We start from the raw sequence: 24,413 nt of genomic DNA, 5'->3' as shown, positions 1-24,413 counted from the left end.
GGCCGACGCCTTGCACGAACCACCTTCCACGTCACCTGACCTGGGCACGCACCGGTGCGCCCTTCCCTACACCAGCAGCGAGCGGTAGAGCTCGAGAGTGCGGGCGGCGATGGCGTCCCAGGAGAAGTGTTCGACGGCGCGCCGCCGCCCGGCCCGGCCGAAGTCGGCGGTCTTCACCGGGTCGGCGAGCATCTCGTTCATCGCCGCCGCCAGGTTGGCCACGAAGCGGTCCGGGTCCAGCGGCCTGCCGGAGCCGTCGGTGGCCTGCTCGATGGGGACCAGCAGCCCGGTCTCCCCGTCGGCGACCACCTCGGGGATGCCGCCGGTGGCGGTGGCCACCACCGCCGTCTCGCAGGCCATCGCCTCCAGGTTGACGATGCCCATCGGCTCGTAGACGGAGGGGCAGACGAAGACCGTGGCGTGGGTGAGCACCTGGATCACCTCGTGCTTCGGCAGCATCTCGGCCACCCACACCACGCCCGACCGGTTCGCCCGCAGCTCGCCCACCAGGCCCTCCACCTCGGCGGCGATCTCCGGGGTGTCCGGTGCGCCGGCGAGCAGCACCAGCTGGGTGTCCGCCGGCAGGTCGCGCGCCGCGCGCAGCAGGTAGGGCAGCCCCTTCTGCCGGGTGATCCGCCCCACGTACACGACGCTCGGCCGGGCCGGGTCGATGCCGAGCCGGTCCACCACGTCCGTGCCGTGGTCCGGGGCGTACTGCGCCGTGTCGATGCCGTTGTGCACCACCCGGACCCTGTCCGGGTGCACCGCCGGGTAGGCGGTCAGCACGTCGCGCCGCATCCCCTCGCTGACCGCGACGACCGCGTCGGCCGCCTCGAACGCCGTGCGCTCGCACCAGGAGGAGAGCGCGTAGCCGCCGCCGAGCTGCTCGGCCTTCCACGGCCGCAGCGGCTCCAGGCTGTGCGCGGTCACCACGTGCGGCACGCCGTGCAGCAGCTTCGCGGCGTGCCCCGCCAGGTTGGCGTACCAGGTGTGGCTGTGCACCACGTCGGTGCCGGCGCACGCCGCCGCCATCTCCAGGTCCACGCCCATCGTCCGCAGCGCGGCGTTCGCGCCGGTCAGGCCCGCCGGTTCGGCGTACGCGGTGACACCCGCCTCGGTGCGCGGCGCGCCGAAGCAGTGCACCCGCACGTCGGCGAGCCGGCGCAGCTCCCGGGCCAGGTACTCGACGTGCACACCGGCGCCGCCGTACACCTCGGGCGGGTACTCACGGGTCAGCAGGTCGACGCGCAGCCCGGCGGAGTCGTTCATGAACGGCACCCTAGTGCAGAACGCGCCGCCGCACCGGCTGTGGAACTGTGCCGTACGAGTGGTGAAGTGACGGCGGGGTGGATAGCGTCTGGACATGGCTGCCAAGGTGCTCGCGATCGTCCTGGCCGGCGGAGAAGGCAAGCGCCTCATGCCGCTCACCACGGACCGGGCCAAGCCGGCCGTCCCGTTCGGCGGGATGTACCGCATGGTCGACTTCGTCCTGTCCAACCTGGCGAACGCCGGCTATCTCAAGATCGTCGTGCTGACCCAGTACAAGTCCCACTCGCTGGACCGGCACATCACCAAGACGTGGCGGATGTCGACCCTGCTCGGCAACTACGTCACCCCCGTGCCGGCGCAGCAGCGCCGCGGCCCGTGGTGGTTCGCCGGCTCCGCCGACGCGATCTACCAGAGCTTCAACCTCATCCACGACGAGCAGCCCGACCACGTGATCGTCTTCGGCGCCGACCACATCTACCGGATGGACCCGCGGCAGATGGTGGAGGACCACATCGCCTCCGGCGCCGGCGTCACCGTGGCCGGCATCCGGCAGCCGCTGTCGATGGCCGACCAGTTCGGCGTCATCGAGGTCGGCGAGGACGGCCGGCGGATCCGCGCGTTCCGCGAGAAGCCCACCGACGCGGTCGGCCTGCCCGACGCGCCCGACCAGATCTACGCCTCGATGGGCAACTACGTGTTCAGCACCAAGGCGCTCTGCGAGGCGGTCGAGCGCGACGCGGAGGACAAGACCAGCAAGCACGACATGGGCGGCAGCATCATTCCGATGCTCGTCGAGCGCGGCGAGGCCAACGTCTACGACTTCCGCGACAACGAGGTGCCCGGCAGCACCGACCGGGACCGCGGCTACTGGCGCGACGTGGGGACGCTCGACTCCTTCTACGACGCCCACATGGACCTGATCAACGTGCACCCGGTGTTCAACCTCTACAACTTCGAGTGGCCCATCTACACCGGGCAGCTGACCTACCCGCCGGCCAAGTTCGTGCACCAGTGGGGCGAGCGGGTCGGCCGGGCGGTCGCCTCGATGGTCTCGCCCGGCGCGGTGATCTCCGGCTCGCTGGTGGAGAACTCGGTCGTCTCGCCCAAGGTGAAGGTGCACTCCTGGGCGCACGTGGACGGCGCGGTGCTGATGGAGGGGGTCGACATCGGCCGGCACGCGGTCGTACGCCGGGCCATCCTCGACAAGAACGTGGTCGTGCCCGAGGGCGCGGAGATCGGCGTCGACCTGGAGAAGGACCGGCAGCGCTACACCGTCTCCGACAACGGCATCGTGGTGATCGGCAAGGGACAGAAGGTGGAACCGTGAGCAGTCATCCCCGGGCCGGCAAGCCCGCCCAGCCCGCCGACCTGGTCGACGTGCCGCGGCTGGTGACCGCCTACTACGCCGAGCACCCCGATCCGCAGGACCCGGCGCAGCAGGTCTCCTTCGGCACGTCCGGGCACCGCGGGTCGAGCCTGCGCCACGCGTTCAACTCCGACCACATCCTCGCGGTCACCCAGGCGCTCTGCGACTACCGCCGCGAGCAGGGCCTGGACGGCCCGCTGTTCCTGGGCCGCGACACCCACGCGCTCTCCGCCCCGGCCGCCGTGGACGCGCTCGAGGTGCTCGCCGCCAACGAGGTCACCGTGCTGCTGGACGGCCGCGACGGCTACACGCCCACCCCGGCGGTGTCGCACGCCATCCTCGCCCACAACCGGGGGCGCACCAGCGGGCTCGCCGACGGCATCGTCATCACCCCGTCGCACAACCCGCCCGACGACGGCGGCTTCAAGTACAACCCCACCCATGGCGGCCCGGCGGACAGCGACGTCACGAGGTGGATCCAGGACCGCGCCAACGCGATCCTCGCCGACGGCCTGAAGGAGGTCCGGCGGATCCCGTACGCCCGGGCCCGCGCCGCCGACACCACCGGGTCGTACGACTTCCTCGCCCGCTACGTCGACGACCTGCCGGCGGCGATCGACATCGACGCGATCCGCGACGCCGGGGTGCGCATCGGCGCCGACCCGCTCGGCGGCGCGAGCGTGGCCTACTGGGGCGAGATCGCCGAGCGGCACCGCCTGGACCTGACCGTGGTCAACCCGACGGTCGACCCGACCTGGCGGTTCATGACCCTGGACGGCGACGGCAAGATCCGGATGGACTGCTCCTCGCCGAACGCGATGGCCTCCCTGATCGCCGCCCGCGCCGACTACCAGGTCTCCACCGGCAACGACGCCGACGCCGACCGGCACGGCATCGTCACCCCCGACGGCGACCTGATGAACCCCAACCACTACCTCGCGGTGGCGATCGGCCACCTGTTCCGCACCCGGACGCAGTGGGGGCCGGCCGCCGCGGTCGGCAAGACCCTGGTCTCCTCCTCGATGATCGACCGGGTCGCCGCGGACCTGGGTCGCCCGCTGCTGGAGGTGCCGGTCGGCTTCAAGTGGTTCGTGCCGGGGCTGCTCGACGGCGCGGTGGGCTTCGGCGGCGAGGAGAGCGCCGGCGCGTCCTTCCTGCGCCGCGACGGGAGCACCTGGACCACCGACAAGGACGGCATCCTGCTCTGCCTGCTCGCCGCCGAGATCATCGCGACCACCGGCCGCACCCCCAGCCAGCACTGGGCGGAACTGGCCGAGCGCTTCGGCGCGCCCGCGTACGCCCGCATCGACGCGCCGGCGACCCGGGAGCAGAAGGCCGTGCTCGGCAAGCTCTCACCGGAGCAGGTGACCGCCACCGAACTGGCCGGCGAGCCGATCACCGCGACCCTCACCACCGCTCCGGGCAACGACGCGCCGATCGGCGGGCTCAAGGTGACCACGGAGTCAGGCTGGTTCGCCGCCCGGCCGTCGGGCACCGAGGACGTCTACAAGATCTACGCCGAGTCCTTCCAGGGCCCGGAGCACCTGGCCCGGATCCAGCAGGAGGCGAAGGACCTGGTCTCGGAGGTCCTCGAGCGGGCCTGAGCACCCGGCTCGCCTCCCACCGGTGCCGGTCGGCGGGTCAGCGCGGCGGGGGTAGCTCGCGGCGGTTGAACCTCTCCCGCAGGCCCTCCGGCAGCAGCTCGCGGAGCTGTTCGGGAAGCAGCGGCAGGTCCAGCAGGCTCAGCTTCAGCTGGTTGCGTTCCTGGTAGCGGCGCGGGTCCAGGCGGACCACCAGGCCGGCGTCGTGCCGGTAGCGGATCTGCACGACGCCCTCCGTCGCGGCGTCCCGGATGACCAGGCCGTCCACCTCCACCGCGACCGGGCCGGAGCCCTCGCGCAGTTGCAGGCGGACCGTCTCGTGGGGGGAGAGCACCAGCGCACGGGAGATGCCGGCCATCGGGGCGGACGGGGTCACCACCACCGCCTCGGTGGCCGGCGAGACGAGCGGGCCGCCGGCGGCGTAGCTGTAGGCGGTCGAGCCGGTCGGGGTGCTGACCACCAGCGCGTCGCAGCGGTAGTACCCGTACTGCTGCCCGTCGACGGCGAGGGAGGCGCTGACGAAGCCGGAACCGGGCTGGCGGATCAGCGCGATGTCGTTGAACGCGACGAGGTCGTCGCCGCAGACGTCACAGGCCAGGCAGCTGTGGCTCTCCACCGTGAAGTCGTGCGCCACCAGCCGGTCCAGGGCCGTCGGCAACTCCGGTGGCTCCACCTCGACGAGGAAGCCGACCTTGCCGACGTGCACGCCGAGCACCGGCTTCGGATCGTGCACGGCCGACCGCAACGCGCCGAGCATCGTCCCGTCGCCGCCGATGGCGATCAGCGCGTCCGACCGGACGGCCACCTCGCCCACCGGCAGCGGCTCGACCGTGGCCGGCACGCGGTGCCGGTCCTCCACGCGTACGGCCAGGGAGATCTGGTGCCGGGCAGCCCAGGCCACGATGGTGTCGACCACCGCGGAGACGTCCCGGGTGGGATGCAGCACCAGCCCGAGCCGGCTCCGGTCCATGCCTACAGCTCATCACATTCCCGGGCCCCGGGACGGGCGTACCGGAAGGTGGAGCGGCGGCCGGGCACCGCCAGCACGCCGTGCGTCGGCTGCCGGCGCGGCCGGTTCACAACCGACCGCTCTTCGAAGGGCCACCGATACCCTTTGGGCTGTTTGTCTGATCCTGCACTCGATCAGGCAAATTTCGAGGAGAGGCGTTTCCTCCCCTCGCAGGGCTCGTTCGACAGCAGGTGAACGTGCAAGCGGTGAGGGACGGTGCGGCGGTGCGGGAGGGCGGGGTCCGGCCCGAACTGGAAGACCTGGTTAGTGGGTCGCGGGGGAGCTGGCGGGTGGCGGCGCCACCGGTGGGTCGGTCACAGCCGGGCCGCGTCCTGCTGCGCACGCGACACCGGCGGCTGAAGCGCGCCATCACCCGCTACTCGCAGCGCCCTGACCGGGCCTGGATCGAGCGGCAGCAGGTGCGCCGGTTCAACCAGACGTGGGCATACTGCCTCGCCGAGGTGCCCTTCTATCGGGCCTGGCGTCGGGAGCACGGTCTGCCGGAACGGATCGACCGGCCGTCCGCGCTGCGATCGTTCCCGCCGCTGACCAAGGAGATCCTCATCGCCCGGCAGGACGAGATCTTCCAGGGCGGAAGGATCGTCGATGCGTACACCACCGGCGGCAGCACCGGCCAGCCCACCCGATACCCGCGCGGCGCCGACGAGGCGGGCCACAGGTGGGTCGACGCATACCTTGGCCGCCACTGGGCGGGCATTCGGCCCACCGACCCGAGCCTTCTGCTCTGGGGCCACGCCCACCTGTTCGGCAGCGGGCCGCGCGGCCGGGTCGCCCAGGCGCGTCGGCGAGTTGCCGACGCGGTCATGAACATCACCCGGCTCAACGCGTACGACCTCAGCGAGCCGTCCCTGCTTGCGCACTACACGGCGTTGCGCAGCCACGATCCGATCTCCCTGGAGGGCTACACCTCCGCCGTGTTCAAGCTGGCGCGGTACATCGAGAGCAACCGGTTGGACCTGGGGCGGCGGCCGCGCCGGCTGCGGGCCGTCGTGCTGTGCGCCGAAACCGCGAGCGACGCCGACATCGCCCTCGTGGAGCGGGTGTTCCGGGCACCCGCCGTGATCGAGTACGGCTCGGCCGAGACCGGCGTTCTGGCGATGTCGCGCCGGTACACGAGAGACATCAGGGTGTTCTGGGACAGCTTCACCTGTCTGGTGGACGACGACGGCGAACTGCAGGTCACGACCCTGAACCCGCGTCTGTTTCCGCTGGTGCACTACGCCGTCGGCGACCGTGTCGTGCCCAGCGACATGATCGACGGCAATGTCTTGGCGTTCCACGCAGTGCTCGGCCGGCGGCAGGACGTGGTCCAGGTCGCCGCCGCCAGGGGAGTCCTCGACCTCTCCGCGATCCTCCCCGTGCACATCCTCAAGTCGTACCCGGACATCGTCGGCGTTCAGTTCCGACAGGTGAGCCCGGAGGACCTGCGGATCTACGTGGAGGCCACCCGGCAACTCGACCTGACGGACGTCGCCAGGTACTTCGCTCGCGAACTGAGTCGGGACCACCCGGAGTTCGTGCCGAGTTCCGTCAACTTCACCCAGATCAGCGAACCGGCGCGGACGACCGCGGGCAAGCACGCCCTCTTCGTTGCGTGAGCCGGTGAAGCACGCATCCCGAGGCCAGGAGGCTCGTGTGACCATGGTGCCGACAGCCCCAGCCGACCCAGTCCGCGCCCTCGCAGGGCGGTCCGGCCGTCCGGCCGCCGGCAGGACGGCCGCCTCAGCCGACCAGGGCCGAAGGACGCTGTGGATCGTACGACGCTACCCCGTAACTGTGGTGGTGCTGGCGCCCTACGCCCTGCTCATCGTCCCGCTGTCGGTGCTGTACGCCAATCCCGACACCGCATTCCTGCTGCGCCTGTTGGGCACCGCGCTGATCGGCACTCTGGTCGTCGAAACGGCGGCCCACCTGGTTCGTGGGCGCCCGAGATGGCGACCCGGCATCGGTGCCGTCAACGCGTCCTACCGTCACGTCTACCTGGCCGCCCGGGTGGTCGCGGTCGTCAGCGTCGTCGCCGCGGTCACCGGGGCCCAGGCCGGCCATGGCACGATCTTCGCCCAGGTGACCGCCGAGGCGACGTCACCGATCGCCCGGTTCACGTCGCTCGCGGCGGGCTGGTCCTATCTGGCTCTCGCCCTGCTGATCGCGAGCTTCCTCGGCGGTCACGCGACCCGGTGGCGGGCGCTCTGCTGGGTCGGCTTCCTCGTCGCCGGGCAGGTCGTGACCGTTGGCCTTACGGGCATCACCTCCCCCGCCTTCGGCTACCTGTCCTTTGTGGCGGGTGCCGGAGCGGTGTGCGGGCTGCTCCGGGCGCGGGAGGTGATCGTCGTCGGCGTCGTGCTCCTCGTCGCCTGGCCCACCTTGTTCGCCCTCCGCAACGAGATGCGGATGGAGGGCGGCGTGAGCGTGGCCGCCGACATCAGCGCCGTTGACCGGCTCCGGCTCGACCTCCAGCTCGCCGAGGCCGCCCGACACGACGTGCCCGTCGACGTCGGACAGCCGGGAATCACCGAGTACGCCCGGTACGGCCTGGTGCCGCGGTTGCTGGACCCCGACCGGCCGCCCCTCTCCACCGGAATGCAGATCAACCTGTACCTGGGCGGCTCGGCCACGTCGGCGTACAGCTTCCTCGCCCTGGGCAACGTCTACTTCCTCGACGGCTGGCTCGGCGTACCGCTCTACTACGCCGGCTGGACACTGGTGGCGATCCTGCTGCTGCGGGCAAAGGGGTCGCCTGGCCCGGCGCGGTTGAGCCTGTTCTGCTTCGTGCTGGCGGGTCCGTTGCTCTGGTCGAGCAGCCATCCCGATTCGATGATCGGCTTCCTCCAGCACACCGTCGCCGCGCTGCCGGTCCTCCTGCTGCTGCGATACACCCGCGGTCGCGCACGAGGCCGGCATGCCGCGGAGGCCGGCCCCCGGCGCCCGCTCGGCTTGTTGAAGCCCGCGGAGCCGTGCTTCAACGGGAGATGAGCGGCTCTCCTTTCGAGACGGCGTCCCGATGCCGCAGGCTGGCGCGGCGGGTGCGGATCGCCGTCCGTGCGCCGTCCCTCGGCCGGGCCCCGTGGGCGGTCCTGGCGGCAGCCCTGTCCAGCGTCGGCAACCTGCTGCTGTCCCTCACCATCGCCCGACTGGCGCCGATCGACGACCTCGGTCGGTTCGCCCTGGCCTTCTCGCTCTACGTGCTGGCCACCGGCCTGTGTCGGGCCATGGTGACGGACGCGGTCCTGGCCGCATCCGTCGGCGCGGCCGACGCTTCATCGCGGGTGGTCCTCGTGGGCGTCGGCTGCGCTGTGCCGGTGCTCATCGGAGGGCTCCTCGACGGGTCCGGGTACCTGGTCCTCACCGCCGTGGCATTGCCGGGCCTGTTGCTGCACGAGCACTGTCGCGTCGTCGGGGTGGGGCTCGACCACCCGCGCCCGCCCTGCCAGCGTGAGGCCGCGTGGACCGGGGTGACCGCCCTGGCCGCGGTGCTGGGTCTGGTCGGTGTGCTCGACCCGGTCACCGTGTACGCGGTGTGGGCGGGCGCGGGAGCGCTGTCGGGCTACGCCACAGCGCTACTCGTCGGAGACACCGTCCGCCCGGCGTGGCGACTCGACCGCCCCGGCACCCGTGCGTCGGTCAGCTACGGGCTGCAGTTCCTGGTCACCGCGGGATCGGCGCAACTTGCGCTGACCGCCGTGGCCGTTGTCGTGGGCGTGGCGGTGGTCGGCGCGCTCGGCGCCGGACGGACGCTTCTCGGCCCGGCCGCCCTCCTGGTGGGAAGCGCCACCGCACTGGTCCTTCCCCGGCTGGCCGCCGCGCGGGCTACCAGCGCGTCGATCCGGCGACGGAGTGCTGTATGGGCCGCCGTCGCGTTGCTGGCCGTGACCGCCCCGGCCGGCTTGGTGGCACTGCTGCTGCCCGACGACGTCGGCCGGACGGTGCTCGGCGACAACTGGCGGCACGCGGAGGAACTGCTGGCGCTGCTCGCGGTGGAGGTGATCGCGGCCGGGGCGGCGATGGTGGCTTTCGCGGGGCACCGGGTGGAGGGCGCGGCTCGGCGGACGCTGCTGATCGGGGCGGCCCTGGGGGCCGTACGGATTCCGGCCGTGACGGTGGGAGCCATGCTGCGCGGCGCGACCGGGGCGGCGGTTGCCCTGGCTCTGATGGGATTGCTGAGCATGGTCACCTGGTGGGTCAGCTACCTGGACCTGCTGCGCGTGGACGGACGCCAGGCCGACCGGTCGGGCATCCGTGCGGGGGGCGGCGGCGCGCCGGCGATGTCGGCGGCAAGGGTCACTGGCGACTCGTGAGACCTGACAGTGCGGCGCGGACCCGATCGACGATCGTCTTCACGTCCACGTCGGTGAGGTCCGCGTACGTGGGCAGGTTGATCCCGCGCCGGGCCAGGTCGAGCGTGACCGGGTGGTCGCCGCGGGACCCCGAGTATGGGGGCAGGTGCGGCAGGGGCACGAAGAACGGGCGGGTGTCCACGCCGCGCAGGTCCAGTGCGCGGGCCAAGTGGTCGCGCGGGCCCTCCACCCCGGGCGGCCCGACGAGGAACGCGGCCATCCACGGAGCTCGTCGCACCCCGGGTAGGACGGGTTGCGCGGTGAGCAGGGGGTGCTCGGCCAGCTCCCGCTCGTAGGCGTTGATGACCGCGTCCCGCCGGGCGATGATCTCGTCGGCGCGTTCGAGCTGTGCGCAGAGCAGGGCGGCGGCCAGGTTGGTCAGGCGGTAGTTGTACCCCACGACGGGGAAGTAGTAGCGGCGGTCCGGGTCCATCCCCTGGTTGCGGAGCAGCCGCATCCGGTCGGCCAGGGCCGGGTCGGAGGTGGTGACGCAGCCGCCCTCGCCGGAGGTGACGACCTTGTTGCCGAAGAAGGAGAAGGTGGTGGCGTCGGCCAGGTCGCCCGTGGGGCGGCCGTGTAGCTGGGCGCCGAAGGACTCCGCCGCATCGGCGACGAGGAGCAGCCCGTGCCGCTGGCAGAGTCCCCGCAGCGCGGCGTAGTCGGCCGGATGACCGTACAGGTCCACGGCCACCACCGCCCTGGTTCGTGGCCCTACGAGGGCCGAGACCTGCTCCGGGTCGATGCACCAGCTCTGGGGTGTCACGTCGGCGAACACCGGCTGAGCGCCGCAGTAGGTCACCGCGTTGGCGGTGGCCACGTAGGTCAGCGCGGGGACGATCACCTCGTCCCCAGGGCCGATACCCGCCGCTGCCAGCACCAGGTGCAGGGCCACCGTGCCGTTGCCGGTGGCGACGGCCGTCCCCGCCGCGCAGCGGGCGGCGAAGAGTTCCTCGAAGCGGCTGAGGTAGGGGCCCTGCGAGGAGATCCAGCCGCTGCGGTAAGCGTCAAGCAGGTACCGCTCCTCCAACTCTGACAGCGATGGTCGGGCGACCGGGTAGCGTTCCGGCGTTGTCATCGAGTTCCTTCACGAGTCAGGGCGTCGGCGAACGCCGACCGGGGCATCGGGCCGGGCCGGCCGGCAACCACCCACTCCAGTACGGCCGTGTAGTCGGCTGCCGTGTCGGCCCAGGTCCGTCCGCTGAGGAGTGTCCCCGCCGCCCGGGACGAGCGCGCGTAGTGCCCGGGGTCGGATAGGACCCGCCGCACCGCATGCGCGAGGGCGGCAGGGTCGCGGGCGGCGAAGACTGCCGCGTCCGCTCCGGTGAAGTCGAGCTGGGCGAGCAGTGGCTCGGAGTCGGCGCAAGCGACGGGCAGCCCCCAGCTGAACGCCTCCAGCATCGCCCCGCTTGCCGCCTCCCACAGGGACGGCACCACCACGGCGCTGGCGCGGGCATACAGCGACGCCAGTTCGGTGGTGCTCACGAAGCCGGGAAACGAAACCCGGCCCCGCAGGTCGGGCTGGTCGGCGCGGGCGAGTAAGCGGCTTGCCTCGGGCTCCACCAGCGGCCCGGGGCAGAGGAGGCGGCATTCGGGCAGCAGCGCCATGGCCTCCAGCAGCGTGGCGTGGTTCTTCAGTCGGGCGGTGGACGACGGGTACAGCAGCAGCCCCGGCTCGGGCTCGGCGGACGGCCCCGCCGACGAGTGAAAGGCCGGCAGCGGGATCAGCGCGATCCGCTCCCGCGCCTCGGGGAACGCCCGCACCGCCTGGGCGTACGGGTGCGGCCAGGAGACCACCACGGCGGCGGCGCGGGCCACGTTTCGGCGGATGACCTCCGCGTAGCCCGCCGAGCCGTGCTCGGGGTGGAGGTGACGCAGGTCGTGCAGCACGATGACCGCCGGGTCGCCATGGGCCGGCGCCGCGGCGAACGGGTGCAGCATCACGTCTGCGTCGGACGTCCGGGGCCGGCTCCACTGACGCACCAGGTTCACGGTGCGGCGCAGCACCAGCGAGGATGCGACGGCCCCGGGAGTGTGCCGGCGCAGCAGACGGCCAACCGTGTTGTCCGTGCGCAACGTCGTTCGAACCTCGGACCAGGCGACCCGGTTCGAGGCCACCCGCTGGCGCCAATCGTCCCCGGTGCCGCCGAGCACATGCACGGTCAGTTCGTGTTCGGTGGCGGCCAGGCCGTCGAGCAGGCCGTAGCAGAACGCCTCGATCCCGGCGGAGTGCCCAGGTCGCACCGTGGTGGCGTCGATGCCTACCCTCACCGGTCCACCCGCACCAGCCGGCCCATCCGCTCGTCCTCGAGTAGTTGGCGGTCGGCGTCCACCATCACCCGGACTAGGTCGCCGAAGAGGGTCTTGGGGGCCCAACCGAGTTGCCGGCGAGCCTTGCCGTAGTCGCCGATGAGGGCGTCCACCTCGGCCGGCCGGAGATACGCCGGGTCGGTCATAACGTATCTCTCCCAGTCCAGACCAACGTGGGCGAAGGCGGCCTCGACGAACTGTCGCACGGTGTGGCCCTCGCCTGTGGCCACCACGAAGTCGTCCGGCCGGTCCTGCTGGAGGCTCAGCCAGACCGCCTCCATGTACTCCGGGGCGTACCCCCAGTCCCGCACCGCGTCGAGGTTGCCGAGGTAGAGCCGGTCCTGGATGCCCGCCTCGATGCGCGCAACGGCCCGGCTGATCTTCCGGGTCACGAAGTTCTCGCCCCGACGAGGGCTCTCGTGGTTGAACAGAATCCCGTTGGCGCAGTACATGCCGTAGGACTCACGGTAGTTGATCGCCGCCCAGTAGGCGAACACCTTGGCGCAGGCGTACGGGCTGCGCGGGTGGAACGGGGTCTCCTCGCGCTGCGGGGGCGGGGTCGAGCCGAACATTTCCGACGACGACGCCTGATAGAAACGGCTGTCGACACCGGCGAGGCGGGCGGCCTCCAGCAGCCGCAGCGCACCCATCCCGGTGACGTCCGCGGTGTAGCCCGGGATGTCGAAGGACACCCGGACATGGCTCTGCGCCCCCAGGTTGTAGATCTCGTGTGGCTGGATGTCGCGGAGCAGCCCCACCAGCGAGCCGGCGTCGGAGAGGTCGCTGTAGTGCAGGAACAGGCGCGCGTCCGGGTGCCGCGGGTGGACGTCGAGCCGGTCGATCCGCTCCGTGTTGAAGCTGGACGACCGGCGCTTGAGGCCGTGCACCGTGTAGCCCTTGTCGAGCAGGAGTTCCGACAAGTAGCTGCCGTCCTGCCCGGTGATGCCGGTGATGAGTGCGACTCGACTCATGCCGCGCCTTTCGCAGAAGTGAGGTGAAGCTGCTGTTCAGTGCGCCGACGGACGGGTGGGGCGAAGTATCCGGGCCGGAACGCCCACCACGACGACGTTGTCCGGGACGTCCCGGACAACCACCGCCCCGGCGCCCACCACCGCGTCGCGCCCGATCGAGATGTTGTCGACGACCGTGGCCCCTGCGGCGACGGTGGCGCCGTCGCCGATCCGGCTGCTGCCGGCCACCGTGCAGCCGGGCAACAACGTGGCGTAGTCGCCTATGACGGTGTCGTGGCCCACGGTCGCCCGGGTGCCGATGTGGACATGCCGGCCGAGCCGGACGTCGGTGGTGAGCACCGCGCCGGGCCAGAAGACGCTGCCCTCGCCCACCGTGCATCGGGCGCCGATCACCGCCGTCGGGGAGACCAACGAGCCGCAGCGACGTCCGTTGCGGCCGGCGGCCTGGTCGATCCGGGCCCGTAGGGCCCCGTCGCCGACGCCCACGACGTAGCGCACGGTCGGGTCGGCGGTGTCGAGCCAGTCGTCGTCGCCCAGCCACGGCACGGAGAGCCGGTCGTGTTCGGCCGCTCGATAGGGGCCGACGCATCCCAGCACCGGCTGGTCGGCCTGCTCCGCAATCCAAGCGATCTCCCGGGCGTGCCCGGAGGTGCCGAGGACGACGAGGGGGCGTCCCTGGTGGAGGAGGGCCCGCCGGGTGGGCGGGTGGGCGGTCTGGACGCTGGGCATGGCACCGGTTATACCGGCGCGGGCGGGTTGTGCAGGCGGCTTTCACATTCGCGGCCGCGATCGTCGACGAATGCCTTTGCCAGATCCGACGCATCCGCCACGAGGGGTAACCGGCGGGCGCGGCGCTCGTTTGCCCCTTCGAATTCGGCGTGGCAGTTCCCTGGTCCGGGAGGTCTTGTGCAGCAGAGCCGCCTGGACGACCGTAGCGGTTTCTCCGGGCCGGACACCCGCCCGATGCCGGCGCCGTTCCGGGTGCTGGTCACCTGCACGTACTTCGAGCCGGGCTTTCGCGGCGGCGGCCCCGGTCGGTCGGTCGCGCACATTCTGGACGCGGCCTCGCCCGCGACAGCGCCGACGCTGGTTACCCGCGACCGCGACCTCGGCGACGTGCGGTCCTACCCGGGACTGTCCGGTCGCTGGCACGCCCGCGGCCGAGTTCCGGTCTTCTACCTGTCGCTGCGCAGTCCGAGACAGTGGCTCGCGCTCTGGCGCGAGCTGCGGCGGACGCGTTTCGACCTGCTCTACGTCAACAGCCTGTGGGCGCCGATGTCGGTGTTCCCGATCGTCGCCGTCAGTTGCGGCCTGTTGCGGGCCGACCGGGTGCTGGTGGCGCCGCGGGGCGAGTGTTCGTCCGGGGCTCTGTCGCTGCGTTCGGCGCGCAAACGGCTGTTCGTCGCCGGCTGGCGGCGCGTCCTGCGCCGGCTGGACGCGTCGTTCCACGCCTCCACCGAGCGGGAGGCCGCCGACATCCGGCGGCTGTTCCCTTGGGCGGCCGTCCAGATCAACGCCAACCAGAGCCCGCTGCCGCCGGAACCGGCGTCGGTCCCGTCGCCCGCGCCAGGGCCGCTGAGGCTGGTGTTCGTCGGGCGTGTCGCCGCGATGAAGAACCTTGCTCTGGCGTTGGAGGCGCTGGCGGCCGTGCGGCTGCCCGTGACGCTGGTCGTGTACGGCCCGATCGAGGACGCGGCCTACTGGCGGCGCTGCGAGGCGCTGATCGCCGTGCTGCCACCGACGGTGCGGGTCCGGTACGAGGGCATGCTGGCGCCGTCCGAGGTGGTGGAGGCGCTCGCCGACCACGACGCGCTGGTCATGCCGACTCTCGGGGAGAACTTCGGTCACGTCATCGCCGAGAGCCTTGCCGCCGCCTGCCCGGTCCTCTGCTCCGACCGCACACCGTGGACGCCCGTACTGACCGGCGGGGGCGGGTCGGTGGTGTCGGACCTCACGGCCGCCGCCTGGGCCGCGGAGATCGACCGGTGGGCCGCCCGGACGCCTGAGCAACGCCACGACGCGCGCCTGGCCGCCGCGGACGCCTACCGCCGGTGGCGGTCGACTGTGGCCCGGGAGAGCATCTTGGACGTGATGCGCCTACGGTCACACGTCAGCGGTGCGGAATGCGTCCCTTTTGTCGAGTAAATCACCCAACGCGTATCTCTCTACCCGGGCGTCTCGTTGTCCCGGGTGCCGCACCCGGGGGACCAGCCCTGCCGCCGTACGGACGCGCGGGCCTTGCCGGTGGCACACGCGCGAGGGCGGGGGTGGCGGCCGGCGAGCGATGACACGGGAGATTCCATGACCTTCATGACCACCGGCCGTCGGGTCCTCATTACCGGCGGCACGGGTTCCTTCGGCAGGACGATGGTGCGCCGCCTCCTCGACCGCGGCGTCGGCGAGGTCCGGGTGCTCAGCCGCGACGAGGCCAAGCAGGACGACATGCGCCGGCAGCTCGGCGACGACCGGGTGCGCTACCACGTCGGGGACGTGCGCGACTACGACTCGGTGCTGCGGGCCAGCCGGGGCATCGACCACATCTTCCACGCGGCGGCGCTCAAGCAGGTGCCCTCGTGCGAGTTCTTCCCGCTGGAGGCGGTGCGGACCAACGTCCTGGGCAGCGCCAACGTCGTCGAGGCGGCGGAGCGCAACGGCGTCGGCTCCGTGGTCGTGCTGAGCACCGACAAGGCCGTCTACCCCGTCAACGCGATGGGGATGAGCAAGGCCATGATGGAGAAGGTCGCCCAGGCGCACGCCCGGAACAACCCGAACAGCGCGACCACGGTCTCCTGCGTCCGGTACGGCAACGTCATGTACTCCCGCGGCTCGGTGATCCCGCTGTTCATCGAGCAGATCAAGGCGGGCCGGGCGCCCACGGTGACGGACCCGGGGATGACGCGCTTCCTGATGTCGCTGGCCGACTCGGTGGAGCTGGTCGAGCACGCCTTCCAGCACGCCCGGCCCGGCGACATCTTCATCCGCAAGGCCGTCGCCTGCACCGTCGGCGACCTGGCCGAGGCGGTCTGCGAGCTCTTCGACGTGCCCGCGAAGCTCGACGTGATCGGCGTACGGCACGGCGAGAAGCAGGACGAGACGCTGGCCAGCCGGGAGGAACTCGCCCAGGCCGACGACTTCGGCGACTTCCTCCGGGTGCCGCTGGACGCCCGCGACCTCAACTACGCGCTCTACGTCTCCGAGGGGGAGCTGGGCCAGGGGCCGCGGGAGGACTTCAACTCCGCCAACGCGCCGCGGCTGGGCGTACCGGAGATCGTCGAGCTGCTGAAGACGCTGCCGGAGATCCGCGCGGAGCTGGCCCTGCGGGACCCGGTGCTGGCGTGCTGAGGCTGGCGGTCACCGGCGCCGGCGGCTTCCTCGGCTGGCACGTGCGGGTGCTGCTGCGCGTCCTCGGCTGGCCGGAGCCCGTCGTCGTCACCCGGGCCGACCTGACCGACCCGGAGCGGGTCGCGGCGAAGGTCGACGGCGTCGACCGGGTGCTGCACCTGGCCGGGGTCAACCGGGGCGAGCCGGCCGACGTCGCCGCCGGCAACGTGCAGCTCGCCGCCCAGCTCGCGCAGGGCCTCAAGCACTGCCCGACCCCGCCCGCCGCGGTGGTCTTCGCCAACTCGGTGCAGGCCGGCAACGGCACGCCCTACGGCGACGCCAAGGCCGCCGCCGCCGGCATCCTGGCCGACACGGGCCTGCCCGTCGACGACGTCCTGCTGCCCAACCTGTACGGCGAGCACGGCCGGCCGTACTACAACTCCGCGGTCGCGACGTTCTGCCGGCTGCTCGCCGAGGGCGGGCAGCCGGAGGTGCACGGCGACCGCGAGCTGAGCCTGGTGCACGTCACCGACGCGGCGGCCCGGCTCGTCGGCGTACCGGCCGGTGGCTCGTGGGACCCGGCCATGCCGGCGCTGCGGACCGGCGTACGGGCCCTCGCCGACCGGCTCGCCGACGTCGCCGTCACCTACCGGACGGGCGAGCTGCCGGCCCTGGTGGACCGGCACGACGTGCGGCTGTTCAACACCTACCGCTCGCACTGCTTCCCGGCGCACTACCCGCTGGCGCTGCCCCGCCGGGCGGACGCCCGGGGCGAGCTGGTCGAGACGGTCAAGGCGCACGGGGGAGGCGGCCAGACCTTCTGCTCCACCACCCGGCCCGGCGTCACCCGCGGCGAGCACTTCCACCTGGCCAAGGTGGAACGCTTCGTCGTGCTGCGGGGCTCGGCGGAGATCAGCCTGCGCCGGGTCGGCGACACCGGGGTGGTGCGGTTCCCGGTCTCCGGCGACGAGCCGGTGCTGGTGGACATGCCCACCATGTGGGCGCACAAGCTGGTCAACACCGGCGGCGACGACCTGGTCACCATGTTCTGGACGAACGAGCTGTTCGACCCGGGACGGCCGGACACCTGGCCCGAGCCGGTGGAGACGGGCCGGCCGGAGCACGCCGTGGCCGTCGCGTGAGGATCGGCCTGGTCAGCCAGTGGTACCCGCCCGAAGGGGTGTTCATCCCGGGCAACCTGGCGCGGCAACTGGCCGAGCGCGGCCACGACGTGCGGGTGTTGACCACCTTCCCGAGCTATCCGCACGGCCGGACCTTCCCCGGCTGGCGGCAGCGCTGGAGGCACACCGAGTCCGACGGGCCGGTCGCCGTCCGGCGCGTGCCCGCCTACCCCAGCCACGACACGTCCGCCGCCCGGCGCGCGCTGAGCCACCTGTCCTTCGGGGCCAGCAGCGCGCTGGGCGGCGTCCGCTGGTTCGCGGGCGTCGACGTCACCTACGTCTACCACCCACCACCCACCTCCGCCGCCGCGGCGGCGCTGGCCCGCCTGGCCCGGCGTACGCCGATCGTGCTGCACGTCCAGGACCTGTGGCCGGAGTCGGTGCTCGGCTCGGGCATGGCCCCCGCCGGCCGGGCGGGCCGGGCCCTGGAGCGCGGCGTCGCCGCACTGATGCGCGCGACGTACCGCCTGGCCGGCGCCGTCGTGGTGATCTCGCCGGCGATGGCCGACCTGGTCGTGGCCCGGGGCGCGGACCCCGACCGGGTCCGGGTGGTGTGGAACTGGACCGACGACGCGCTGTTCCGGCCGGTGCCGGCCACCGACGAGGCCCGCGCGGTGCTCGGTCACCGCGGGCGCTGCACGGTGATGTTCGCCGGCAACATCGGCCTGTTGCAGGGGATCGAGACCGCGATCCGGGCGGCGGCCGCCGTGCGCGACCGGATCGACCTGGTGCTGGTGGGCTCGGGTGCTGGCGAGCAGGCCGCGCGCCGGCTCGCCGCGGATCTCGGCGCCGACAACGTGCGGTTCGTCGGCCGGCAGCCCGCCGAACGGATGGCCGCGCTGTACGCCGCCGCCGACTGGCAGCTGGTCTGCCTGCGGGACCTGCCCGCGCTGCGCGGCAGCATCCCGTCGAAGTTGCAGGCCGCGCTGGCCTGCGGCACGCCGGTGATCGCGTCCGTGGGCGGTGACGCCGCGGCCCTGGTCCGTTCGGCCGGGGTCGGCCTGGTCTCCCCGCCGGGGGACTGGCGCGCGCTCGCCGCGCGCTTCTCCGTCGCGGCGGCCGAGTCCGCGGCGGTCCGGGCGGAACTGGGCCAGCGGGCCCGACGGGTCTACCAGGAGCGCATGTCGCTACGGGTGGGCGTGGACCAGTTCGAGGACATCATGACCAAGCTGGCAGCAGAGAGAGGACGGGCATGACCCGGATCATGACGGTGGTCGGCACCCGACCCGAGATCATCCGACTGTCCCGGGTGATCGCCCGGCTCGACGACACGGTGGACCACCTGCTGGTGCACACCGGACAGAACTGGGACAGCACGCTCTCCGACGTCTTCTTCAAGGAGTTGCGGCTGCGCGAACCGGACCGCTTCCTGCGGGTGGACACCTCGTCGCTCGGCCGGGTGCTGGGCGGCGTGCTGGTCGGCATGGAGGCGGCGATCGCCGAGACCCGGCCCGACGCGCTGCTCGTGCTCGGCGACACCAACAGCTGCATCGCCGCGCTGATGGCCCGACGGATGCGGGTGCCGGTCTACCACATGGAGGCCGGCAACCGCTGCTTCGACCTCAACGTCCCCGAGGAGACCAACCGGCGGCTGGTCGACCACGTCGCCGACTTCAACCTGGTCTACACGGAGCACGCCCGGCGCAACCTGCTCGCCGAGGGGCTGCACCCGCGTCGGATCCTGCACACCGGCTCGCCCATGCGGGAGGTGCTGGAGCACTACCGGGCCGACGTGGCCGCCTCGGGCGTCCTGCGCCAGCTCGACCTCGCACCCGGCCGATACTTCGTGGTCAGCGCGCACCGCGAGGAGAACGTGGACCAGCCGGACCGCCTCCAGCGCCTGCTCGACTGCCTCAGGGCCGTCCGCGACCGGTGGGGGCACCCGGTGCTGGTCTCCACGCACCCGCGTACCCGCAAGCGGTTGGAGGCGTTGGCGCCGGACACGACCGCCCTCGACGGCATCGCGTTCCACGAGCCGTTCGGCCTGTTCGACTACGTGCACCTGCAGACCAGGGCCTTCTGCACGCTCTCCGACAGCGGCACGATCAGCGAGGAGGCCGCGATCCTCGGCTTCCCCGCCGTGACGCTGCGCGAGTCGATCGAGCGTCCCGAGGCGCTGGACGCCGGCGGCATCATCATGACCGGGCTCGACCCGCAGGGCGTCGTGGAGGCGGTCGAGGTAACCGTCGCCCAGGTCGCCGCCCAGGGGGTGCCGTGCCCTGTCGACTACCGGGTCCCGGACACCTCCCGCCGCGTGGTCGACTTCATCCTCTCCACCGTCCGCCGGCACCACGACTGGGCGGGCATCCGCCGCTGACCCGGAACCACGAGGGCCGGCGACCGGAAGCTCCGGTCGCCGGCCCTCACCGTGTGGCGGGTCAGCGGGACAACGGCACCTGCACGGAGGCGCGGGGGACCGGCCCGACCGGGTGGTCGCAGAGCAGGGCGAGCTGCGCGACCACCTTCTCCGGATCGTCGTACGGGTCGAGGCCGCTGACCTCCATCGGATCCAGGGCGGGCACCGCCACGTGCGACACCAGCGGGTGCAGCGGGCGGGTGTCGGTCTCGCCGGTGCCGAACAGGTCCTCGTGCAGCTTCTCGCCGGGGCGCAGTCCGGTGTAGACGATCGGCACGCTGCTGTCCGCCTGCTCGGCCAGCTGCCGGGCCAGGTCGGCGATGCGCACCGGCTCGCCCATGTCCAGCACCAGCGCCTCCCCGTCGCGGCCGATCTCGGCGGCCTGCAACACCAGGTGCACCGCCTCCTGCACCGTCATCAGGTACCGGCTCACCTCCGGGTGGGTGACGGTGAGCGGGTGGCCCAGCTCGATCTGCCGCTGGAACGCGGTCACCACCGACCCGCGGCTGCTCAGCACGTTGCCGAAGCGGACGCTGAGGAAGGTGCCGGGGAAGCGGGAGGAGGCGTGTGCGGTCAGCCGCTCGGTGATCCGCTTCGAGTAGCCGAGGACGCTGATCGGGTCGGCGGCCTTGTCGGTGGAGATGTTGACGAAGCGGGCCACGTCGCGGCACGCGTCGAGCACGGAGAGGGTGCCCCAGACGTTCGTCTTCACCGCCTCGCCGGGGTGCCGCTCGAGTAGCGTGAGGTGCTTGAGCGCGGCGGCGTGGAAGATGACGTCCGGCCGGCGCTCCCGCAGGATCCGGCGGATGCCCTCGTCGTCGCGCAGGTCGGCGAGGATCAGCTCGGGACCGTCCAGCATGGCCCGGCCGGTCAGCGACATCTGGAGGCTGTGCAGGGCCGACTCGTCGCGGTCGAGCATCATCAGCTCGCCCGGGTCCGTCTTCATCAGCTGGCGGCACAGCTCCGAGCCGATGGAGCCGCCGGCGCCGGTCACCAGGATCCGTCGGCCGCTGAGCCCGTCGCCGCTCAGCGCCATGTCGGCGACCACCTGCCGGCGGCCGAGCAGGTCGTCGATCTGCACGTCGCGGACGTCGGTGACGGTGATCCGGTGGTCGACGAGGTCCCGTACCGGCGGCAGCACCTTGAACATCGCCCCGGTCTGGAGGGTGGCCTCGCGGATCTGCCGGATCAGCGCGGCGTCGGCATTGGCGACGGAGAAGATCACGGTCGTCGCGCCGGTGCGCCGGACGGCCGTCGCCACGTCCTGACGCCCACCGAGCACGCGTACGCCGCCGATGCGCAGGTCCCGCTTGTCGGGGTCGTCGTCGAGGGCGCCCACGGGCCGGTAGCGTCCGCGCGGGTCGCCGAGCATGGCCCGGAGCAGCCCCTGCCCGGCGTCGCCGAGCCCGAACAGCAGCACCGGGTTGGAGGACCGGGCGTCGGGGCGCATGGCGAGGTCGCGACGGTGCCGGTAGGTGAACCGGGCGGTCAGCATGAACAGCAGCGCCAGGGCGCCACCGACCAGCGGCGTGCTCGCCGGCACCGGTCGTACGCCGGCCGGCAGCAGCCCGATCAGCATGATCGCGGCGGTGGTGGCCGCGGTGCCCGCGACGCCCTGCACCTCCTGGAGGCTGCCCAGCGGGTGGCGTCCGGAGTAGATCCGGCGGACCGCCGCGACGGCCACGTGCACGACCGCGGCGAGGACGCCGCAGGTGGCGGCGCGTGCGAGCTGGCCGGATGCCAGGTCGAGTTCGTAACGGAACCAGACCGCCGCGACGAACCCGCCGACCCAGGCGGTGCTGTCGGTGGCGAGGAATCCGATGGTGCGGCGGCGGGCCCTGGCCCGGTGCGACCCCTGCTCACCGAGTCGGGTGGTCTCTGTTTCCGGCGGCATCTGTGCTCCCCTGTCCGTCTCCGACCGCTTCCGCCGCAGGGCGGAAGGAGCTTTGGGCTCTTTAAGTTGATACATGGCCGAGAGTGATGTTTGGAGCTTTTCGGGTTTGATGACCGAATTTTCGTCCGTCGGGCCGATGGCCCGTCGGTTCAACGGGCGGGCACGCCCTTGACGACGACGCCGTCCGGCACGTCGCGGACGACGCAGGCGCCCGCCCCGACGGTGCTGTCCCGGCCCACCCGCAGGCCCTGCAACACGGCCGCCGTCGTGCCGACGAGCACCCCCTCCGCCAGGTGGCAGTCGCCGGAGACGGCGGCCAGCGGATTGACCGACACGAAGTCGGCGAGGGCGCAGTCGTGCCCGACCGTGGCGTTCTGGTTGAGGTGCACGTGCCGGCCGAGCGTGACGTTGGTGGTGACCCGGGCCCCGGCGAAGGCGACGAAGCCCGGTCCGTGCACCGTGTCCGGCCCGATCGTCGCCGCCGGGTGCACGAGGCTCGCCGCCGGCGTGCCGTACGCGTCGACCCGGGCGGCGACCGCCCGTCGGACGCGCGGGTCGCCGATGCCGATGACGTGGTGCGTGTCCGTGGGCGCGTCGCGCAGCCAGGCGACGCCGCCGAGATAGGGCACGTCGAGCCGCTGCACCCGCTTCAGGTTCTCCTCGGAGGGCCGGTCGTCGACGAACCCGAGCAGGCGCCAGCGCGGCCGGCCGTCGGCGGCGTCCATCGCCCGGGCGATCGTGAGGACCTCCCGGCCGTGCCCGCCGCAGCCGACCACCACCAGCGGGATCGTCACGCCGTCGACGCTCCCGTGCGGGCCACCAGGAACTCGTCGACGGCGGCGAGGACCAGGCCGACCTGCCGCTCGTTCAGCGCGCTGCCGCTGGGCAGGGCCAGCCCGTCGGCGAACAGCCGCTCGGCCACCCCGGTGACGAGGCACTCGGCGTCGGCGTACGCCGGTTGCAGGTGCATCGGCTTCCAGACCGGGCGGCTCTCGATGTCCCGCCCCGCCAGGTGGGCGGCGAGGTCGGCGGCCCGCCAGCCAGCCCGCTCCGGGTCGACCGCGATGGTGGTCAGCCAGCAGTTGGAGCCGGGGTCCTCCACGCCCAGCAGCCGCACACCCGGGATCGGGGCGAAGAGCTTGGCGTACTGGTCGCGCAGGTGTCGGCGCCGGGCGATCATCCCGTCCAGCCGGACGAGCTGGGCGCGGCCCAGCGCGGCGAGCAGGTTGCTCAGCCGGTAGTTGTAGCCCGTCTCACGGTGCTCGTAGTGCGGCGTCGGCTCGCGGGCCTGCGTCGACAGGAACCGGGCCCGGGCCAGCAGGGCCGTGTCGTCGGAGACGAGCATCCCGCCGCCCGAGGTGGTCATGATCTTGTTGCCGTTGAAGGAGAGGATGCCCACCTGCCCGAAGGAGCCGGCGGGCCGGCCGTGGTGGGTCGCGCCGAGGGCCTCCGCGGCGTCCTCGACGACCGGTACGCCCGCCGCCGCGCAGACCGGGGCCAGCGCGGTGTGGTCGGCGCAACTGCCGAAGAGGTCGACGGGGACGACCGCGCCGACGCGCTGTCCCCGGAGGACGAGCGCCCGGATCAGCTCGTCCACGAGGGCCACGTCGACGTTCCCGGAGTGCGGGTCGCAGTCCACGAAGACCGGCCGCGCGCCGGCGTAGCGGACCGCGTTCGCGGTCGCCACGAACGTCAGCGTCGGCACGATGACGGCGTCGCCGGGCCCGACTCCCACCCCGAGCAGGGCCAGGTGCAGCGCGGCAGTGCCGGAACTCACGGCGACGGCCCCGCGGGTGCCCACCCGCGTGGCGACCTCGCGCTCGAACGCGTCGAGGTCCGGCCCGACGGGCGCGACCCAGCCGGACCGCAGGGCCGCGACGACGTACGACTCCTCCAGCGGCCCGACGTCGGGCGGGGACAGGTGGATGGTCCCGCTCATCGGTGACCTCCGGCGGGGACGGTCAGGGCGGCGTCCGGTCCCGGCGCGGCGGGGACCAGCGGGGGCGTGCCGAGGAACTCGGGCGCGGTGGCCGAGCCCGCCGCGGAGATCCCCTCGCGGCGCAGCACGGTGCGGACGGTCGCGGCGAGGATCGACAGGTCCAGCCGCAGGCTGCGGTGGTCGACGTACCAGACGTCCAGGTCCAGCTTCTCCTCCCAGCCCAGGCTGTTGCGACCGCGTACCTGGGCCAGCCCGGTGACGCCCGGCCGGACCTCGTGCCGGCGGGCCTGGGTGGGGGAGTAGCGCGGCAGGTACTCGGTGAGCAGGGGACGGGGGCCGACCAGGCTCATGTCGCCGCGCAGCACGTTCCACAGCGTCGGCAGCTCGTCCAGGCTGGTGGAGCGCAGGAACCGCCCCAGCGGCGTCAGCCGGTCCCCGTCGCGCACCCGTCCCCGCAGCGGATCCGGCGGGAGCATGGTGCGGAACTTGACCACCTCGAACACCCGGCCGTGCCGTCCCGCGCGCGGCTGCCGGAACAGCACCGGCCGGCCGAGTCCCGCCGCCACCAGCACCGCCACGACGAGGATCAGTGGCGCGGCCAGTACCAGCAGCACCACGGCCGCCAGCACGTCGATCGCCCGCTTGAGGGCCTCCGGTCGGGGCCGCTCCGCGAGGCTTCCCGGCGTGTCCACGGAACCAGGCAAGGCTTCGACCTCCAGGCAGAGTCGGGCACCATACGACAATCACGTTGTAACAGGGATGAACGTGCCGGCGGTGCGAAATCGCCACACTCGACGCCGATCCCGACAGGTCAACCGCGCAACGGCCCGTCAGGACGCGGCCC

At 72.5% G+C, this 24,413-nt stretch carries 20 protein-coding genes; 10 read left to right on the top strand and 10 right to left on the bottom strand.

Features of this window, described 5'->3' with window-relative positions; translation table 11 throughout:
* Positions 1-66: 66 nt before the first annotated feature.
* On the bottom strand, positions 67-1,269 hold the full coding sequence (gene glgA, locus DER29_RS01485; protein WP_121395619.1) for a glycogen synthase: 1,203 nt from the start codon (positions 1,267-1,269) through the stop codon (positions 67-69).
* A gap of 94 nt (positions 1,270-1,363) precedes the next feature.
* Between glgA and glgC the strand changes: the two genes are divergently transcribed.
* Both glgC and pgm read left to right on the top strand, forming a co-directional pair.
* Positions 1,364-2,596, top strand: coding sequence for a glucose-1-phosphate adenylyltransferase (gene glgC / locus DER29_RS01480; protein ID WP_121395617.1), 1,233 nt, complete (start codon positions 1,364-1,366; stop codon positions 2,594-2,596).
* Positions 2,593-4,239: a phosphoglucomutase (alpha-D-glucose-1,6-bisphosphate-dependent) gene (gene pgm / locus DER29_RS01475; protein ID WP_121395616.1), complete on the top strand. Its 1,647-nt coding sequence runs from the start codon at positions 2,593-2,595 to the stop codon at positions 4,237-4,239. The genes glgC and pgm overlap by 4 nt, the downstream gene beginning before the upstream one ends.
* A gap of 37 nt (positions 4,240-4,276) precedes the next feature.
* Here the strand turns inward: pgm and DER29_RS01470 are convergent, their stop codons facing one another.
* The gene (locus DER29_RS01470; RefSeq protein WP_121395614.1) at positions 4,277-5,206 is read right to left on the bottom strand and encodes an NAD(+)/NADH kinase; all 930 of its coding nucleotides are present in this window, start codon (positions 5,204-5,206) and stop codon (positions 4,277-4,279) included.
* A 245-nt stretch (positions 5,207-5,451) separates the two neighbouring features.
* On the opposite strand from DER29_RS01470, the gene DER29_RS01465 reads away from it, so the two are divergent.
* The 3 genes from DER29_RS01465 to DER29_RS01455 all read left to right on the top strand — a co-directional run bounded on the left by DER29_RS01465 (position 5,452) and on the right by DER29_RS01455 (position 9,561).
* Complete coding sequence (locus tag DER29_RS01465; RefSeq protein ID WP_148709958.1) at positions 5,452-6,864, top strand: hypothetical protein; 1,413 nt, start codon at positions 5,452-5,454, stop codon at positions 6,862-6,864.
* Positions 6,865-7,042: 178 nt separating this feature from the next.
* Positions 7,043-8,239 (top strand): hypothetical protein, encoded by a 1,197-nt coding sequence (locus DER29_RS01460; protein ID WP_121395610.1) that lies wholly within the window; start codon positions 7,043-7,045, stop codon positions 8,237-8,239.
* Positions 8,240-8,289: 50 nt separating this feature from the next.
* Entirely contained in the window at positions 8,290-9,561 is a 1,272-nt protein-coding gene (locus tag DER29_RS01455; protein ID WP_121395608.1) for a hypothetical protein, read from the top strand.
* Here the strand turns inward: DER29_RS01455 and DER29_RS01450 are convergent.
* Genes DER29_RS01450 through DER29_RS01435 form a run of 4 tightly spaced genes read right to left on the bottom strand, consistent with a single transcriptional unit; the run spans position 9,545 to position 13,607 of the window.
* Positions 9,545-10,675 carry a DegT/DnrJ/EryC1/StrS aminotransferase family protein gene (locus tag DER29_RS01450; RefSeq protein WP_121395607.1) on the bottom strand — a complete coding sequence of 377 codons (1,131 nt, stop codon included), beginning with the start codon at positions 10,673-10,675 and terminating at the stop codon, positions 9,545-9,547. The genes DER29_RS01455 and DER29_RS01450 overlap by 17 nt on opposite strands.
* A complete protein-coding gene (locus tag DER29_RS01445) occupies positions 10,672-11,868 on the bottom strand; it encodes a glycosyltransferase (protein ID WP_121395605.1) in 1,197 nt (398 codons plus the stop codon). Before DER29_RS01445 ends, DER29_RS01450 begins: the two co-directional genes overlap by 4 nt.
* Complete coding sequence (gene gmd, locus DER29_RS01440) at positions 11,865-12,878, bottom strand: GDP-mannose 4,6-dehydratase (protein WP_121395603.1); 1,014 nt, start codon at positions 12,876-12,878, stop codon at positions 11,865-11,867. Before gmd ends, DER29_RS01445 begins: the two co-directional genes overlap by 4 nt.
* A 36-nt stretch (positions 12,879-12,914) precedes the next feature.
* The gene (locus DER29_RS01435) at positions 12,915-13,607 is read right to left on the bottom strand and encodes a NeuD/PglB/VioB family sugar acetyltransferase (RefSeq protein ID WP_121395601.1); all 693 of its coding nucleotides are present in this window, start codon (positions 13,605-13,607) and stop codon (positions 12,915-12,917) included.
* A 177-nt stretch (positions 13,608-13,784) separates the two neighbouring features.
* Here DER29_RS01435 and DER29_RS01430 point away from each other — a divergent pair, with 177 nt between their 5' ends.
* The 5 genes from DER29_RS01430 to wecB all read left to right on the top strand — a co-directional run bounded on the left by DER29_RS01430 (position 13,785) and on the right by wecB (position 19,697).
* Positions 13,785-15,023 (top strand): glycosyltransferase family 4 protein, encoded by a 1,239-nt coding sequence (locus DER29_RS01430; RefSeq protein ID WP_121395599.1) that lies wholly within the window; start codon positions 13,785-13,787, stop codon positions 15,021-15,023.
* Between the two features lie 156 nt (positions 15,024-15,179).
* Positions 15,180-16,220, top strand: coding sequence for an SDR family NAD(P)-dependent oxidoreductase (locus tag DER29_RS01425; RefSeq protein ID WP_121395597.1), 1,041 nt, complete (start codon positions 15,180-15,182; stop codon positions 16,218-16,220).
* Positions 16,214-17,341 carry an NAD-dependent epimerase/dehydratase family protein gene (locus tag DER29_RS01420; protein ID WP_121395595.1) on the top strand — a complete coding sequence of 376 codons (1,128 nt, stop codon included), beginning with the start codon at positions 16,214-16,216 and terminating at the stop codon, positions 17,339-17,341. Before DER29_RS01425 ends, DER29_RS01420 begins: the two co-directional genes overlap by 7 nt.
* Positions 17,338-18,576 (top strand): glycosyltransferase family 4 protein, encoded by a 1,239-nt coding sequence (locus DER29_RS01415; protein ID WP_121395594.1) that lies wholly within the window; start codon positions 17,338-17,340, stop codon positions 18,574-18,576. The genes DER29_RS01420 and DER29_RS01415 overlap by 4 nt, the downstream gene beginning before the upstream one ends.
* Positions 18,573-19,697: a non-hydrolyzing UDP-N-acetylglucosamine 2-epimerase gene (gene wecB / locus DER29_RS01410; RefSeq protein ID WP_121395592.1), complete on the top strand. Its 1,125-nt coding sequence runs from the start codon at positions 18,573-18,575 to the stop codon at positions 19,695-19,697. The genes DER29_RS01415 and wecB overlap by 4 nt, the downstream gene beginning before the upstream one ends.
* A 61-nt stretch (positions 19,698-19,758) precedes the next feature.
* On the opposite strand, the gene DER29_RS01405 is transcribed toward wecB, so the two are convergent.
* The 4 genes from DER29_RS01405 to DER29_RS01390 form a co-directional block, all read right to left on the bottom strand.
* Entirely contained in the window at positions 19,759-21,630 is a 1,872-nt protein-coding gene (locus DER29_RS01405; protein ID WP_121395590.1) for a nucleoside-diphosphate sugar epimerase/dehydratase, read from the bottom strand.
* Between the two features lie 149 nt (positions 21,631-21,779).
* Positions 21,780-22,424: an acetyltransferase gene (locus tag DER29_RS01400; RefSeq protein ID WP_121395588.1), complete on the bottom strand. Its 645-nt coding sequence runs from the start codon at positions 22,422-22,424 to the stop codon at positions 21,780-21,782.
* Positions 22,421-23,569: a DegT/DnrJ/EryC1/StrS aminotransferase family protein gene (locus DER29_RS01395; RefSeq protein ID WP_121395586.1), complete on the bottom strand. Its 1,149-nt coding sequence runs from the start codon at positions 23,567-23,569 to the stop codon at positions 22,421-22,423. Before DER29_RS01395 ends, DER29_RS01400 begins: the two co-directional genes overlap by 4 nt.
* The gene (locus tag DER29_RS01390) at positions 23,566-24,261 is read right to left on the bottom strand and encodes a sugar transferase (protein WP_121395584.1); all 696 of its coding nucleotides are present in this window, start codon (positions 24,259-24,261) and stop codon (positions 23,566-23,568) included. The genes DER29_RS01395 and DER29_RS01390 overlap by 4 nt, the downstream gene beginning before the upstream one ends.
* Positions 24,262-24,413: the final 152 nt, after the last annotated feature.

It is taken from the genome of Micromonospora sp. M71_S20 (assembly GCF_003664255.1).
Lineage (GTDB): Bacteria > Actinomycetota > Actinomycetes > Mycobacteriales > Micromonosporaceae > Micromonospora.
The sequence above is the reverse complement of the archived record's forward strand: the minus strand, read 5'-3'. Positions and strand labels throughout refer to the sequence as shown.